At 65.2% G+C, this 16,608-nt stretch carries 7 protein-coding genes; 1 reads left to right on the top strand and 6 read right to left on the bottom strand.

Going from position 1 to position 16,608, the window contains the following annotated elements:
• Nucleotides 1–61: 61 nt before the first annotated feature.
• On the bottom strand, nt 62–6,388 hold the full coding sequence (pks2, locus tag A5688_RS23120) for a sulfolipid-1 biosynthesis phthioceranic/hydroxyphthioceranic acid synthase (RefSeq protein WP_067828126.1): 6,327 nt from the start codon (nt 6,386–6,388) through the stop codon (nt 62–64).
• A 221-nt stretch (nt 6,389–6,609) separates the two neighbouring features.
• Between pks2 and A5688_RS23115 the strand changes: the two genes are divergently transcribed.
• Nucleotides 6,610–7,599: a GAP family protein gene (locus tag A5688_RS23115; RefSeq protein ID WP_242660391.1), complete on the top strand. Its 990-nt coding sequence runs from the start codon at nt 6,610–6,612 to the stop codon at nt 7,597–7,599.
• Nucleotides 7,600–7,636: 37 nt separating this feature from the next.
• Here the strand turns inward: A5688_RS23115 and solA are convergent, their stop codons facing one another.
• From solA to A5688_RS23090, 5 genes are all read right to left on the bottom strand, one after another.
• Nucleotides 7,637–8,785: an N-methyl-L-tryptophan oxidase gene (gene solA / locus A5688_RS23110; RefSeq protein WP_067914336.1), complete on the bottom strand. Its 1,149-nt coding sequence runs from the start codon at nt 8,783–8,785 to the stop codon at nt 7,637–7,639.
• A gap of 40 nt (nt 8,786–8,825) precedes the next feature.
• Nucleotides 8,826–9,587: a class I SAM-dependent methyltransferase gene (locus tag A5688_RS23105; protein ID WP_067828073.1), complete on the bottom strand. Its 762-nt coding sequence runs from the start codon at nt 9,585–9,587 to the stop codon at nt 8,826–8,828.
• Between the two features lie 5 nt (nt 9,588–9,592).
• Entirely contained in the window at nt 9,593–10,702 is a 1,110-nt protein-coding gene (locus A5688_RS23100; RefSeq protein ID WP_067914351.1) for a branched-chain amino acid aminotransferase, read from the bottom strand.
• Nucleotides 10,703–10,760: 58 nt separating this feature from the next.
• Nucleotides 10,761–11,123: a nuclear transport factor 2 family protein gene (locus tag A5688_RS23095; RefSeq protein WP_067828121.1), complete on the bottom strand. Its 363-nt coding sequence runs from the start codon at nt 11,121–11,123 to the stop codon at nt 10,761–10,763.
• Nucleotides 11,124–11,343: 220 nt separating this feature from the next.
• The coding region (locus tag A5688_RS23090; protein WP_120312586.1) for a non-ribosomal peptide synthetase at nt 11,344–16,608 on the bottom strand (5,265 nt) is incomplete at its 5' end.

Here is a 16,608-nt window from a genome sequence, read left to right as displayed (position 1 = left end):
CAGGTCTTCGCGCATAACTCGGTCTTGTATTCTTCTTTGCGCACAGGGCGTTTCGTGGTTATCAGGCGGCGGCCTCCACGGGCGCCAACTTGTCGCACAGCACACCTGCCATACCACGAATGGTGTTCTCGTTCGCGAGGTCGGCGGGTGTGATGCGTATCCCCGTTTCCGTCTCGATACGGGTCCGCAGCTCCAGGGCGCCCAACGAGTCCATGCCGTACTCGGAGAGCGGACGGTCCGGATCGACGCCGCGACGCAGGATCACGCCGACCTGGTCGGAGATCAGACGCCGCAACCGGGTGGGCCACTCCTCCCGGGGCAGCTCACTGAGCTCGGCGCGCAGTTTGCTTGTGCCCGTGGAGCTTTGCCCGATGGCGCGGAACGCCTCAGCGAAGGGGCTGTGCTGGGCGAAAGCGGTCAACCACGGTGTGCCCATGATCGGTGCGTAACCGGTGTAGGCGCGGTCGTGGCGTAACAGCGCTTGGAACGCGTAAGCGCCCTCGTCGGGAGCGATAGCCACGCCCATGCCCTCGGCCAAGGCTGTGCCGGCCCCGATCTTGCCCCAGGCCCCCCAGGCGATCGCGGTCGCCGGTAGGCCTCTCACCCGGCGCCACCGGGCGAAGGCGTCCAGCCAACTGTTGGCCGCGGCGTAGGCGCCCTGGCCCGGCGAGCCCACCAGCGCGGCCGCCGACGAGAACGCACAGAACCAGTCCAATGGCTGGTCAGCGGTGGCGGAGTGCAAGTTCCACGCACCGTAAACCTTTGCCGCCCAGTCACGCTCGATCAGCGCGTCGGTGATATTGGTCAGGGTGGCGTCCTCGATCACCGCCGCCGCATGCAGCACGCCGCGCACCGGAAGCCCGGTGGCGGTCGCTGTGGCCACCAACCGCCCCGCGGTTTCGGGTTCGGAGATGTCGCCGCATTCCACCACCACGTCGGCACCGGTCGCGCGGATGCGCTCGATCGCCTCCAGCGCCTCGGGGGTCGGCTGCGAGCGCGACGAGAGCACGATACGACCACAGCCGGGTTCCGTACCAGGAGAAGCCATCTTTTCGGCCAAGAACAGCCCGAGACCGCCCAGCCCGCCGGTGACGATGTAGGCGCCGTCGTCGCGGAAGACCCGAACCTTCGCCGGCGGCACCGTCACGCGCCTGCGCCCGGTGTGCGGGACATCAAGCACGAGTTTCCCTGTGTGCTGGGCCCCGCTGATCACCCGGATAGCGGTGGCGGCGTCGGCAAGCGGGTAATGCGTGCTCTCCGGGATCGGCAGCGAGCCGTCCGCGGTGAGCCGGTACACCGTGTTCAGCAAGTTTCGCAACCGTTCCGGATCGGTGGCGGAAAGCAATCCCAAGTCGAGACCGAAGAACGCGAGGTTGCGCCGGAACGGGAAGAGCCCCAACCGGGTATCGCCGTAGATGTCGCGTTTGCCGATCTCGACGAATCGCCCACAGAACGCCAGCAATTCGATCCCGGCACGCTGGGCGGCGCCGGTAACCGAGTTCAGTACGATATCGACGCCGTACCCGTCGGTGTCACTCCGTATCTGATCGGCGAACTCTAGACTCCGCGAATCGTAGACATGCTCAACGCCCATGTCGCGCAGCAATTGTCGGCGCTCCTCGCTGCCGGCGGTGGCGAAGATGTCGGCGCCGGCGGCGCGGGCGATGGCGATTGCCGCCTGTCCCACCCCACCGGTTCCGGAATGGATCAGCACCTTGTCGCCGCGCTTGATGTGCGCCAGGTCGTGCAGGCCGTAGTAAGCGGTGGCGTGGGCGGTGGTCACGGCGGCCGCCTGCTCGTCCGTCAAGCCGGCCGGCAGGGTGACCGCCAGGCTCGCGTCGCACGTGATGAACGTGCTCCAGCAACCATCGGCGCACAGGCCGCCGACGTGATCGCCCACCTTGTGGTCGGTCACGTCGGGTCCGACCGCGGTCACCACGCCGGCGAAGTCGGTGCCCAGTTGCGGCAGGCGCCCTTCGAAGGCGGGGTAGCGGCCGAAGGCGACCAGCACGTCGGCGAAGTTGATGCTGGACGCGCTGACCGCGACCTCGATCTGGCCTGGTCCTGGCGGAACCCGATCGCAGGCAACGAGTTCCATTGACTCCAGATCACCGGGCGTACGAATCTGCAGACGCATCCCGTCCTGCTCGAGGTCCACCATGGTGGTTTGCCGCTCCTCTGGGAGCAGCGGAGCCGGGTACAACCGTGCCGTGTACCAGGCGCCATTTCGCCAGGCGGTCTCGTCCTCCTCCGACCCGCCGAGCAGTTGCTGCGCCAGCTGTTCGGCGTCAATGGCCTCATCGACATCGACCTGGGTGGGGCGCAAATGCGGATGCTCGGTGCCGATCACCCGCATCAAACCTCGCAACCCGGCCTGTTCCAGATTGGTCACGTCGCCGGCCAACACTTGCTGGGCGCTGCGCGTGACGACGTAGAGCCGCGGGAGCTCTCCTGGAATCTCCGGCAATTCGCGCGTGATGCGCACCAGATGCTCCACGTACTCGCGGCCCAACAGCGGAGCCTGGTCGTCGGGGTTGCCGTTTTTCGGTCCGCTGAGGATCACCACACCGGCGTATCCACCGTCACGAAGCTGATCCCTGAGCTGCTCCGTGTTGGACGTATGGACCGCCTGCAGCGGCCAGCACATGGTGGTGCATTGCGCGCCATGGCTTTTCAGGGCGTCGGTCAACGTGGTCGCGACCACGTCCGCGGTGGCGGTGGTACTGATCAACAGCCAGTTTCCGGCGTCGACGTATTCCACCGCGGGCAACTCCCGTTGCCGCCATTCGATGGTCAGCAGCCGCTCGGCCAGCACGTGTTCGTCGCGCCCGGTCCCGGAAGCCCCGGTGCCGCAGCGCAGCCCCTGAACGCTCAGCAGAACTTGACCGTGCTGATCGAGCACGTCGATGTCGGCCTCGACCCCGGAACTATCGGCTTTGGTCACCCGGGTGTAGCAGTAGTGCGCGGTGCGGGCAGAACCGTAGGAGCGGAGCCGACGGATACCCAACACCAACCCCAGCGCACCCTCGCCCAGCGCCTGGACGTCCGGATGAGCTTCAACGGACTGGAAACAGGCGTCGAGCAGTGCGGGGTGCACGCCGTAAGCGTCTTGCTGCGAACGGATTTGACGGGGTAGCGCGACCTCGGCCAGCACGGTGCCGGTCCCGTCGCCGGTGTGCACGGCACCGAGACCGGCGAACGCCGGACCGTAGTGAACGCCACGCTCGTCCATGCGCTTGCGCACCTCGTCGCCATCATCGCAACCCGGATGCGCGGCAAGTAGCGCGGACACGTAGTGCGCAGGCGGCTGCTCGTCGTCTGCGGCATGGAGGACCGCCACGGCATGCCGCGCTTGTTCGCCGCCCTGATCTGACTCGACGGTGAAGTCGACAACGCCCGGCGACGACAACGAACCCGAGGCGCAGATCGTGGTCTGCTCATCCAGCAGCAGCGCCTGCTCGAAGCTGATGTCACGAACCTCAGCCGCGTCGCCCAGCACGGTACGGGCGGCCTCCAGCGCCATCTCACAGTAAGCGGCACCCGGAAGCATGGGTACGTCGCGAATGCAATGATCGGCCAGCCAGGGCTGGGCGGCGGTGCCGACCTCGGCCTGCCAGACGTGGCGTTCCGGTTCCTCCTGCAAGTGCACGTGCGAGCCCAGCAGTGGATGTACCGAAACGGTGCAACCGCCATGTGCCGGGGAGTCCTGACCGGCGCCGCTCAACCACAGCCGGCGGTGCGTCCAGGTCGGCAGCGGCGCGTCCACCAGCCGCCCACTCGGATAGAGCACGGAAAAATCGACCGCGGCGCCCGCGCTGTGCAGATCCGCCACAAAGCCACGCAGCCCGTGCGGAAGCGCTTGTTCGCGGCGCATACCGGCCAGAGCGGCCATCGGCATCTCGCGACTGCGGGCGGTCTGCTCGAGAGCGCGGACAAGTAGTGGGTGCGGCGCCAGTTCGGCAAAGACCCGGTAGCCGTCCTCCAAAGCAGCCTGCACCGCCGTGGCGAACCGCACCATACGGCGCATGTTGTTCGCCCAATATCTGGCATCGCACACCGGCTGCTCGCGCGGGTCGAACAGGGTCGCCGAGTAGAAGGGAACTTCCGGCGTCATCGGGCTGATATCCGATAGTGCGTCGGTCAGATCGTCCATGATCGGATCGACTTGAGGTGAATGGAAGGCGACGTCGGTGGGGACCTCGCGCGCCATCACGTCCCGCTGCTCCCAGGCCGCGACAAGGTCACGCACCGTCTGCGCGGCGCCGGCAATCACCGTGGACTGCGGCGAGGCCACCACCGCCACCACGACGTCGTTGATACCGCGGGCCGTCAGCTCCGAAAGCACTTGCTGCGCAGGCAATTCTACCGATGCCGTGGCGCCGGAACCGGCGACGCGGAACATCAGCCGCGAGCGGCGGCAGATAACACGCAGCCCGTCTTCCAGCGACAGTGCGCCCGCGACGACAGCCGCGGCGGCCTCGCCGAGAGAGTGCCCGATGACCGCGCCCGGGCGGACTCCGTAGGACCTCATGGTGGCGGCCAGCGCGACCTGCATGGTGAACAGCGTCGGCTGGATCCGGTCTTGACCGGTCACGACATGCGGCGCCGAGATCGCCTCGGTCACCGAGAACCCGGACTCGTGGGCGATCACCGGCTCGGCTTGTGCGACGGTGGCGGCGAACACCGGTTCCGTCGCCAGCAGGTCTGCACCCATCGCAGCCCATTGCGAACCCTGTCCGGAGAACACCCAGACCGGTCCACGGTCGTCTTGTCCGACCGCGGCCGGGTATGGAGTGTCGCCGTCGGCAACCTCGCGCAAGGCATCTGCGAGCTCGGACCGGTCGTCGGCAATGACGGCGGTTCGTACCGGGCGGTGCGCGCGCCGACGCGCCAAGGTGTAGGCCAGATCAGGCAACACCAGATCGTCATGTGCTTGTACCCAGTCGGCCAGCCGGCCGGCGGTGCGGCGCAGTTCGTCGGCCGAGGTGGACGACAGAGGGAACAGCAGTGGCTCGGTGGTCGACGGTTCGGCTGAGACGCTTTCGGGCACAGCGGCTTCGGGGGGTGCTTGTTCCACGATGGCGTGCACGTTGGTTCCCGACAGCCCGTACGACGAGACCGCCGCCCGTCGTGGGTGGTGCCCGTTGGTGACCCACGGTGTGGTCTCCTGCGGCACAAAGAGTTTCGTATTGATCTTGGCAAGCTCATCGGGCAGGTGGGTGAAGTGCAGATTCCGTGGAACCACACCGTGTTGCAGCGCGAGGATCGCCTTCATCAGCCCGAGCGCTCCGGAGGCCGCCTGCGTATGCCCGAAATTGGTCTTCACTGACGCCAGCGCGCAGGGGCCGTCGATGCCGTAGACGTTCGCGAGGCTCGCGTATTCGATGGGGTCACCAACCGGGGTGCCAGGCCCGTGCGCCTCAACCATGCCGACCGTGCGGGCGTCCACACCCGCGGCGGCTAACGCCGCCTGGTACACCGCTGTCTGGGAGGTCTCCGACGGTGTCGCGATATTCACGGTATGCCCGTCCTGATTGGCCGCGGTCCCGCGCAGCACCGCCAGGACTCGGTCGCCGTCGCGTTGCGCGTCCGCCAACCGCTTGAGCAACACCACTACACTGCCCTCGCCGGGTGCGAACCCGTCGGCCGCGACGTCGAAGGCGTGGCACTGTCCGGTCGGCGACAGCATCCCCTCAGCCGACCCCGCGGAGAATTTCCTTGGGTCCAACGCCAGGCTGGCGCCACCGGCCAGAGCAAGGTCGCTTTCTCCCTCGTGCAGGCTGCGGCAGGCCAGGTGTATCGCAATCAGGCCGGAAGAACACGCGGTATCTACCGTCAGCGCGGGACCCCGTATGCCGAGGGCATAGGCGATGCGTCCGGAGGCGAGGCTGAAGCTGTTGCCGGAAAAGCCATACGCCCGCTCCACGGTGTGTGCGTCTGCGGCCAGCAATTGGTAGTCGCCATGCGTCAACCCCATGAACACGCCGGTCCGCGAGTCGGCGATGCGCTCCCGTGTGAGGCCGGCATGTTCCATGGCCTCCCAGGAGGTCTCCAACAGCACCCGGTGTTGCGGATCGGTCGCGATCGCCTCCCGCTCGTTGATCCCGAAGAACTCGGGGTCGAAGCCCGCGACGTCGTCGATGAATGCGCCCCACCGCGACACCGAGCGGCCCGGCACACCCGGCTCGGGGTCGTAATACTCGTCGGCGTCCCACCGGTCGGGCGGAATCTCGGTAACCAGGTCATCGCCGCGCATCAACGCTTCCCACAACCGCTCCGGCGAGTTGATATCTCCGGGTAGCCGGCAAGCCATGCCGATCACGGCAACAGGAGTGACAGATGTGGTGGCGACCGGGGGCGAAGAATCGGTCGAAGGCGAGCGCTGCATACCGTCGTCGTCGAACAGATTGATACTCACCAGTCCTCCAAATTTCGCTCTGGCACGGTCGAACAGTTCAGTGCGCTAACTATTTGTGGTCATGGCCCTGAACGGTCCGACCAATCGCATGAACCAGAGCGTTATGGGTTTCAATCCTGTTGTCCGGCTTATGAAGCGGGTAGAGTAGCCGATGCGCGTGCATTGAGTGGTGGACGCCAGTAAATAGAGTAATGGCTTCCGCAGCGGCAGAAATTTACTCGATCGAAATTAGCGTGCTGGTGCGGATTACGTTCTGCAACAGCATTTTTCGTCGACACCACCGGCTTCGGCTGTTACGCGAGGATGCGGCCTCGCGGGTATCCCGCGACGTTGTGAGCATGCCCCGGGGCGGGATTCGACGGGGAAGGCTTCAAAAGAGCCAACAGATAAAGAGCCGACGAGGTACCGTTCCGGCCATGTGGAGCTCAGTGCCGGTGGTCGCCCTGCTGACCGCTCTCGATCCCCTGCGTTTCGGCTTTATCCTGCTGATCATCTCGCGGTCACGTCCCGCGCAAAACTTGTTCGTGTACTGGATCGGTTGCTTGATAACGACCGGTTCCTATCTGCTGGTTCCGCTGCTGGTGCTGCACTTCACGCCAGAGTTTTCACATCTCGCGCATGATTTGGCCACGCCGAGATCGGAGGCGAGCGCGTCCGTCCGGTACTTCCAAATCGGCCTGGGTCTGTTCGCACTGTCGATGGCCGCGCTGATGACGGCTCGCTCCTCGGCGCGTCAGCGGGCGCAGCTGCCCAGAGCAAACGGCGGCACGTCGGTCATGGTGCTGGACCGCGGGAATGATGCGCCGGCGGACAAAGGATCTGCAATCCGGCGGCTGCCCGGGCGCGCCCGCGATGCGTGGGAAGGCGGATCCTTATGGGTCGCGTTCGTGGTCGGCCTCATATCGGGGCCGCCGCCCTCCCCATTTCTATTCGTGCTCACTACCATTGCGACCTCGGGAGCCGCGATCGGCATGCAGGTGAGCGCCGCCATCGCGTTCGTTGTCGGGATGCTCGCCGTTGTCGAGATCATTCTCGTCAGCTATCTGGTGATGCCGGCGAAAACCCAGGCGGTACTGCGAGTGGTGCACGACTGGGTGCGGCCCCGCACTCGGCTGATCGTGGTAGCCATCTTCGTGGTGGTTGGGGTCATGCTGGTCGCCAAGGGCATGGGCACCTTCTGAGCTGTTGCTAGGAGCCCGGCCTGCCGCGTTGTGGCGGTCATGCGGGGCGCGGTCGCAGCGGGTCGAACAACGCGATGGGGTGGTCGGTGGCTCCGTCGATGGCAAGGTCGGCAAGGATCTCGCCAACTACCGGAACGAATTTGAAGCCGTGCCCGGAGAATCCACACGCCATGATGATGTCGGCGCTTTGCGGGTGGCGCCCGATCACGAAGTGCCGGTCGGGACTGTTGGAGTACATGCACGTCGCGGCGCGCACGCACTTGCCCGCCAGCGCCGGCAACACCTCGGCCACCCGCGCCTGAATCTCGCTGATTTCCCGCTCGTGCACCACCCGATCGATGGTCTCCGGCGTACAGGCGGTCCCGTTGCGAGCGAAGGCGACCTTCACGCCGCCCCGCGGTCCGTCGAGCGCCGGGAAGCCGTATATGTGTGTGCCGGAGTAATTCTCGTGGATGAAGACGGGGTGAGCCTCGAACGCGGAAGCGCCGCCAGCGGGGTCTAGCCAGTACATCACCTGACGTTCCACCTGGATGGGAATGCCGAACTCACCGAGCACCTGGGGAGCCCAGGCGCCCGGACAGATCACCAACCGTCCCGCGGTGTACGTCCCGTGAGCGGTAACGACCCGCACACCCGTAGCGGTCTGGCTCCAATGCAGCACGGACTCACCAAATTGCAATGTGGCCCCGGCTTTTTCGGCGATTTCAAGGTGTGCACGCACCGTCAGCTCAGGTCGCGCGAACCCAGCCTTCGCGTCGTAGACCGCGATATCCTCAGGGCCTGGGCGAAAGTTCGGGAACCGGGCGGTGATCTCGGCAGCGTCGAGCGACTCATGCGGCAGATCCCATTGGCGGCTGGCACGCAGGCTACCGGCAACGATCAGGCTGTCCGGTGGCCCGATGAGAAGGCCCCCGGTGAGTCGGTAAACGTCGCACTGAGAATCGGCAGCGAGCTTCTCCCACAACTCATAGGCCCGTAGCAACAGCGGAACATAACCGGGGTCCTCGAAATAGGCCTGGCGGATGATCCGAGACCCACCGTGGCTGGATCCCTTGTCATGCGCGGGCTCATGCCGCTCCAGGCCGAGCACCCGGCATCCCCGGGACGCAAGGTGATACGCGGCGGCACTTCCCATACCGCCCAATCCGACCACGATGACGTCGTAACCCGTTGTCGCGCCGACCATGTCGAGTTACCTCCGGATCGGGCCACCTCAGGACAGAGTTTCACTGACGGCTGCGCAGCCGGCTGGCCAGCGCGATCTGGGGTCTGAATGGGCCGCCGCGCAGCTCGACCGTGATCGCCGGATCGGCGTGGCGGGCAAGCGCCAGCAGCGCCGAGGGGCTGTAGGCGCGCAGCGAGCTGATGAACCCGTCGTGCTGTACCGGTCTCACCGGTGTGAATGGCAGCCTCACCGCCAATTTCGTGAGGTGCCGTAGCGGGCGCGGGCGCCGCAAATCGACGATCAGCAGTTTGTCTGCGACGCGCGTTCCCTCTGCGAACACCCGAGAGGCCTGCGCCGGTGGCAGGTGATGCAACGACAACGCGAAGACGGCGAGGTCGTAGCGCCCATCGGGCGCGTCGATGGCGGTGGCATCCATCTCGCGGACCTCCGCGCGCGGGTGCTTGCCCAGGTCACCGGCGGCGATGGCGGCCACCGACGTGGGCTCGATGTCGGTGACCGTGACGTGGGCGGTGGGATGCATCTCCAGCAGCGCTCGTGACAGCTCCCCGTGGCCGGCGCCGAGTTCGAGAATCTTGGGGTCGGGTATGTCCGCCACCTCGTCGAGCGTGATGCGCGCCAACGCCTTGTGCACACCGAAAATCCTTCCGACGCGCTCCATGGAGCGGACCACTTTTCGTTTCAGGTGGTCGACGTCGTCGCGGTCGAGGTATTCCAGGCGATCGGTCTGCAGCCGCCGATCCAGCCACGACGCGTCCGGTCCGCCGCGCGGCATGGTGTCGATGTCGAAGTCCGTGGTAGCCATACGGGTCAACTCCCCTCTCGAGCGGCACGGTGGTTCGGTAACGGGATTTCAACCATCCAGTCGAACGGGTCATCTCGCCGGCCGTATTGAATGTCGAGGAGGTGGGTGCGCAGTGCTTGGCTCTGCGGGCCCGGCGCACCGTCGGCCACAATAAATTCACACTCCGGGCCCTTGAACCCAACGATTGGGTTCACCACCGCCCCGGTGCCCACCGCGAAGATCTCGCGTATTTTGCCAGAGATGCAATCCCTTTTTAATTCGCCGAACGGGATTTGTCGTTCGACCGGGGCCAACCCATGGGCCGGCGCCAGCGAAAGCATGCTCGCCCGTGTAACCCCCTCTAGAATGGTTCCCAAGCTTGGAGTGACGAGCTCCCCGTCAGAAGTGATGACGAATACGTTCATCGTGCCGGATTCCTGGACATAGCCATCATGGTCGAGGAACAGCACGTTATCGCAGCCATGCTCCTGAGCTTCCATTTCCGCCAGGAGATTCGACGAATAGTTGCCGCCGAATTTGGCACTTCCGGTGCCTCCCGCCCAGGCGCGAGGGTACTTTCCCACCCACTGCCACATTCCGTTGGCTCCGCCTGGAAAATACGGTCCTGACGGGCTCGCGATAACTGCATAGGTCACGCGCTGACTTGGCCGAACGGTGAGCCCCTCTTCCGCGCCGAACATGAATGGCCGAAGATACAGGCTGCATTCTCTGTCATCGGTTGGCACCCACGCACGGTCCACTTGCACGAGCGAAATCAGGCTCGAGAGGAAAAGGTCGTCGCTTAACTGCGGAAGAGCCAACCTCGCAGCCGATTGGCGGAAGCGGCGAGCGTTGAGCAGCGGTCTGAACAACCAAATGCTGCCGTCTGTTCGACCATAAGCTTTCAAGCCCTCGAAGACGCCTTGCGCGTAGTGGAGCATGCTACATGCCGGGTGAATGGTGAACGGTCTGAGTTCTGTTACGGCCGCCCCATGCCAACCGTTGTCTGCGTCCCAGCAAACAATCGACATATGGTCGGAGAAGAAACGGCCGAACCCTGGGTCGGCCAAAATCTCGGCCCGCTCAGCGTCCGATATTCGCGATGGGGAGACATCGATCCGAAAAACCTCGGACATAGGCTCCGCTTCCCTGGCTATCGACATTTTGCTCCGCCTGACGATATCGGTCGATTTTTCATATCAGTGGCGCATAGAAATACGTGCACCGCTTCTTTATCAGCCCGTTTGGTCCGGGCCGGAAGAAGTCGGCAAACCTGGCGTCGGCGGCCTTTCCCCCACGCACGGTGCCCTCGAAGCTCCCTTCGACGGCCACTGTTCCGGAATCAAAAACGATCGATTCGATATTGTGCTTGCCCGACTCGATGATGCGGCCATCCACGTAGAAGGACCTGATCGCGTCCCTTCCGTTCAGATGCGCATAGCCGGGCCGCGAGTACTCGGCGTCGACTTCGAACAGCGCGATGATCCCGTCAACGTCCCCCTTGTCGACCTCCGTGTAGTACATCTGAACGACATCGGTGAAATCAAGGTATTGCATCAGAAACTCCCGAGAACACTTGCCGGTTGAACCGTTGAGCCAGAAGTCAGGCATCGCCTGGCCAGTGCGCGATTGAAACAATTTTGTACCGAGCATTGGATTGGTCTTCGCAACCCTGGAGACAGGTGGACCGCGCCGCCGCCAAATACCGGATCAATTGAGCATCGCCTTCGTTCAGAAATTGCGTTGCCCCGAGCGCTAGAGAACATAACGCGATTCCTTACGGTTCTAATAAACGCTTGAGTTGTTGACCATAGAGAGCGAGCGATCTGGCGGTCAGCATCTCGTAATGGGTGCAGTCGACCGGGCGCTCTGTAATGTCGCCGGCAACGTGAGGTCGCCAACTCCGCAGGTGTGACCGGGTAGCCAACCGGATTCGCGGCCCTCGCCAGCGTGACCTCGGGCCGAGACCGTGCTCGTTGCCATTTCGTGCAGCGGAGAATATGGCCATATCGCCAACAAACACCTCAGGTGTGTGTTGCAGGAGATACGACTGGCTTGCATTAAAGCTTTTCACCATGAACTCCAACAGCTGCCTTGGCGGAAGAACGAACTCCCCTGCGTCTCGTTGGTGGATTAATTCCTCGGCCTGCGCATAGGTAAGTGGACCGGACTGCGCCGGAACATCTATGCAATTGGCGCGCAGGATGTATTCAAGGACTTGACCCTGCACCAGAGCTTGATTTCTAGCGACGACCTTGACTCGCTTGGCGCTTAATCTTGTGATGAGCTTGCTGGCGATGAATGCAGCGTCGAGCAGCACAAGGTGTTGGACTTCGCACCCGCGTCGCTGAAGCTCGATTGCGACCTCGTGCGCGACGACGCCCCCAAAAGACCATCCGAGAAGATTGTAGGGCCCGTCGGGATAAATGGCCTGGAGCCTGTCTGCATAGCTTGCCGCCATGCCACGAATGGATTCGGGTTCGGTTTCGCCATCTTGCGGGAGTTGGTTAATCCCGATAATCGGGCAATCCAAGTAATCGCCCAGGGCCCGATACGACCAGCTAAGCCCGAAACCATCGTGAATACAGCACAGCGGAACGCCCGTGCCCGCCTTCAGGACCTCGAGGGGGACTACTTCCGCCGCGTCGGCGTGTTTGCCCAGCCGCCGGCTCAAACTTCTCACGGACGGGGCGTCGAACATGGTGCGCACCGCAAGGCCGGCATCCAATGCCTTGTTGATCGCGGCGACCACCCGCATCGCCGAAATGCTGTCTCCCCCAAGGTCGAAGAACGAGTCTTCGACCCCGACGCGCTCCAGTCCCAGCACCTTGGCGTAGATGCCGGCCAGGATCTCCTCGGTGGGTGTGGCCGGGGCCCGATACCCGCCGCCGGCATCTTGGTATTCGGGTGCCGGCAAGGCGCGAGTATCGAGTTTGCCGTTGAGTGTTAGCGGCAGTTCGTCCAACACGATCACCGCGACCGGCACCATGTAGGCAGGTAGCCGCTCGGCCAACTGGCGACGCGCCGTGGCCGGGTCTGCCGTGCCGGTGATGTAGCCCACCAGGCGTTTGTCGCCGGGGCGGTCCTCGCGGGCGATCACCACCGCCCGCTGCACCCCGTCCAGCCCGGCGAGTGCGGCCTGAATCTCACCGAGTTCGATGCGATACCCGCGGATCTTGACCTGCTCGTCGGCGCGCCCCAGATACTGCAGCTGTCCGTCGGCACCCCAACACACCAGATCGCCGGTGCGATACATCCGCGACCCGGGCGACCCGAAGGGGCAGGCCACAAACCGCGACGCGGTCAACCCGGCCCGGCGCACATACCCGACGCCCACACCGGTACCGGCTACATACAACTCGCCGACCACACCGGCAGGCACCGGGTTCAGCCACCCGTCCAGCACGAACAACGCCGCGCCCGGCACCGGTGAGCCGATCGGCACCGCGCCCGACCCGGGTGTCAGCGGCGCGCTGATCGTGGCGTACACCGTGGTCTCTGTCGGGCCGTAGGCGTTGATCATCACCCGTCCCGGCGCCCAGCGGTCCACCACCTCGGCTGGGCAGGGCTCAGCGGCGATCACCAACGTCGCCGAGTCCAACCCGTCGCGCGAGAGAACCCCCACGGCGGACGGGGTTTGACTCAACACGCTGACCTTTTCGGCGACCAGCAGGGCGTGGAAGTCGTCCGGTGACCGCGTCACCGCTTCGGGCACCACCACGAGCCGCCCACCAAACAGCAGCGCACCCCAGATCTCCCAGACCGAGTAGTCAAAGGAATAGGAGTGACATTGCGTCCAGACCTGTCCCCGCCCAAGCTCTAGGCCGACATCGAGCGAGTCGAACAGCCGGGTCACGTTGTGGTGGGTGACCGCCACCCCCTTGGGCACACCGGTGGTGCCGGAGGTGTAGATGATGTGCGCGAGGTCATCGGGCGCGGGCTCCGGCAGCGCGGTGGTGGGTTGTGCGGCAATGCGGGGATCGTCGACATCAATGACAAGGACGTCACAGCCCCCTAGCCGCTCGGCCAACCCCGCAGTGGTGACCGCGGCAATCGGCGCGGCGTCGGCCACCATGAACTGCATCCGCGCATCCGGCACCATCGGATCGATCGGCAGATACGCCGCCCCGGTTTTCAGCACCGCGAGAATCGCGACGATCGCCTCAGCCGACCGGGAAAACAGCAGTGCCACAGACTGTCCCGGGCCCGCGCCGTGCGCGGCCAACAGGTGCGCCAACCGGTTCGACGCCTCGTCCAGCTCGCGATACGTCACGCATCGACCCGCGCAGGTCAGCGCCACCGCCTCGGGCGTGCGCGCCACCTGCGCGGCGAACAACGCCGGAATCGACTCCCCCGTCGCGGGCCGGGTCAACACCGCCCGCTTGCCGATCGCATCCAGCCGGGCGTGCTCAGGCGCATCGAGCAGATCCACCGACGACAACGGCCGCGTCGGGTCGGCGGTCATCGCCATCACCACCCGCCTCAACCGCTCGATCAGCGTCCGAATGCTGTCGGCGTCGAACACGTCGGTGCGGAATTCCACCGACCCGGAAATCCCGGCGGGCTCACCAGTCTCGGTCCAGCGTTCGGCCAGGGAAAATGTCAGATCCATGCGGGCGGTCTGCGTGTCCACCGGCAGCGGCGTGACCTGCAGATCACCCAAGACCGGCTGGGCCGCAGGGTTATTGACTTGCCCGGGAAGGTTCTGCCAAGTGAATATCACCTGGACTAAGGGGTGATGAGTGAGCGATCGAGTGGGGTTGAGCCGCTCGACGAGTACCTCAAAGGGCACGTCCTGGTGCTCGTAGGCGGCCAGTCCACGCTGCCGCACCCGGGCCAGCAGCTCGGCGACACTGGGATCCCCGGACAGGTCGAGCCGCAACACCAAGGTGTTGACGAAGAATCCCACCAGCTCATCGAGCGCGGGGTCGCCGCGGCCGGCGGTCGCAATACCCACTGCCACATCAGGACTGGCGCTGATCTTGGAGAGCAGCACCGCCAGGGCGGCCTGCATCACCATGAAGGTGGTCGCGTTGTGCTCGCGGGCCACTCTTGCGACCCGCTGCTGCAGCTCGGCCGGCCAGTCCACTATCACACTGGCGCCGCGGTGATCGGCCACCGGCGGATAAGGCCGGTCGGTGGGCAGTTGCAGCCGCTCGGGCATCCCGGCCAGGGCCTCTTGCCAGTAGCCCACCTGCGCGGCGATGCGGCTGCCACCGTCGTCGAGATCACCTAGCTGTTCACGCTGCCACAGCGTGTAATCGGCGTACTGGACCGGCAACGGCGTCCAGTTGGGGGCCTGCCCCGCACACCGGCTGGCATAGGCCAGCCCCAGATCCCGCACCAGCGGGGCGATCGACCAGCCGTCGGCGGCGATGTGGTGCACCACGGCGACCAGCACGTGTTCGTCCTCGCCAACGCGGAAAACCCCTGCCCGCAAAGGGATCTCGGCGGCCAGGTCGAAACTGTGACCCACCACCGCGCCGATGTCCTCACCCAGCCGGTCCGCAGACCAGCCGATGGCATCAACCACCCGCCAACCGAAGTCGGCGCGCTCGGCGGGCACCACCACCTGCTGAGGTATCCCTTCAGACGCGGCAAACACGGTGCGCAAGCTCTCATGGCGGCCCACCACATCGGCCAGCGCCAGCCCCAACGCCTCGGCATCAAGGCGCCCGCTCAACCGCAGCGCCACCGCCATGTTGTAGACCGGCGAAGGGCCTTGGAATTGGTCGATGAACCACAACCGTTGCTGGGCGTAAGACAACGGCACCACCGCAGGCCGTTGTTGGGCCGTCAATTGCGTCCCCGCCCGTTCCCCCGAATGTGCAGTGATCCATTCGGCCAACCCGGCCACGGTGGGCGCGTCGAACAGGTACCGCACCGAAACGTCCCTGCCCAGCGCAGACTGCAGCCGCGCGGTCACCCGGGTGGCGATCAACGAGTCCCCACCGAGGGCGAAGAAGTCGTCATCGAGTCCGACCCGATCCACCCCCAGCACCTCGCCGAACACCTCGGCGACGGTCTTCTCGGTATCGGTCTGCGGCGCCCGGAAGGCGGTAGCGGCGAATACCGGTGCCGGCAGCGCCTTTCGGTCGATCTTGCCCGAGGAGGTCAGCGGGAACTCGTCGAGCACCACGATCTGTGTCGGCACCATGTAATCGGGCAACCGCGCGCTCATCCACTGCCGGACCGCACTCACCTTGGTATTGGTGTCGGGGTCATTGGTGTAGGTGGTGCGGTGGTGCGCCCCCGCGGGGGGTAGGTACAGATCGGTCAGCGGTGGGGTGCTATCGGCGTCCGTACCGGTGGCGTCGATGAAGACCGCATCCAAGGTGCCGGGTTGAGCGCCCCAGGTGACCGCGACGTTGTAGCCGGCGGCCTCACCCAGGCGGTAAAGGTCTTCGGGGACAACAGCACCGGCGCCGGCGGCTTGGGTCAGCGCCTTGGCCAAGGGCAGCCCCGCGGCCAGCTCCTGTTCAATCTCGACGTCGGTGATCACCCCCGCGCGAGGGATACCGGTGACGCGCACGGTGGCGGGACGTTGGGTTGTCAACTCGGTGTGCAACCCGCTCAAGCCTGCGCACCGCGTCCACGGCCAGGCAGGTGCAGTGGCCAGTGAACGAACCGCTGTGGGCGTCTTGTGGATGCTGACGTCGTAGCGGTACCGGGTCAGCTCGTTGTCGCCCGAGCCACGCTTGACTTCGATACCGACTCCGCCCACCGACGTGCGCTCGGCGGCCCAGGTGGTGAAAAACTCAGGGGCCAGCAGCAATTCGGGTTCGCCGAGCATGGCCCGGTACACCCGTTGGCGGATCTCGGCAACGTCGTCAGTGGTCGTGCGCGCCAGCGCGACTCCGGTTTGGAACGCGCCCTGCAGGCTGTGGTTACGCACATCGCCGATGAACAATGTCCCGCCGGGGGCCAGCAGCTCCATGGCGTTGTCGATGACCTCGGTGAGATATCCGGCGTTGGGGAAGTACTGGACGACCGAGTTGAGAATGATGGTGTCGAACGAGCCCCGCGGCAGCCCCTCGGTGAC

Origin of the sequence: Mycobacterium mantenii, from assembly GCF_001667865.1 — a bacterium.
GTDB lineage: Bacteria > Actinomycetota > Actinomycetes > Mycobacteriales > Mycobacteriaceae > Mycobacterium > Mycobacterium mantenii_A.
Note: the sequence above shows the minus strand (reverse complement) of the source record. Positions and strands in the feature narration are given on the sequence as shown.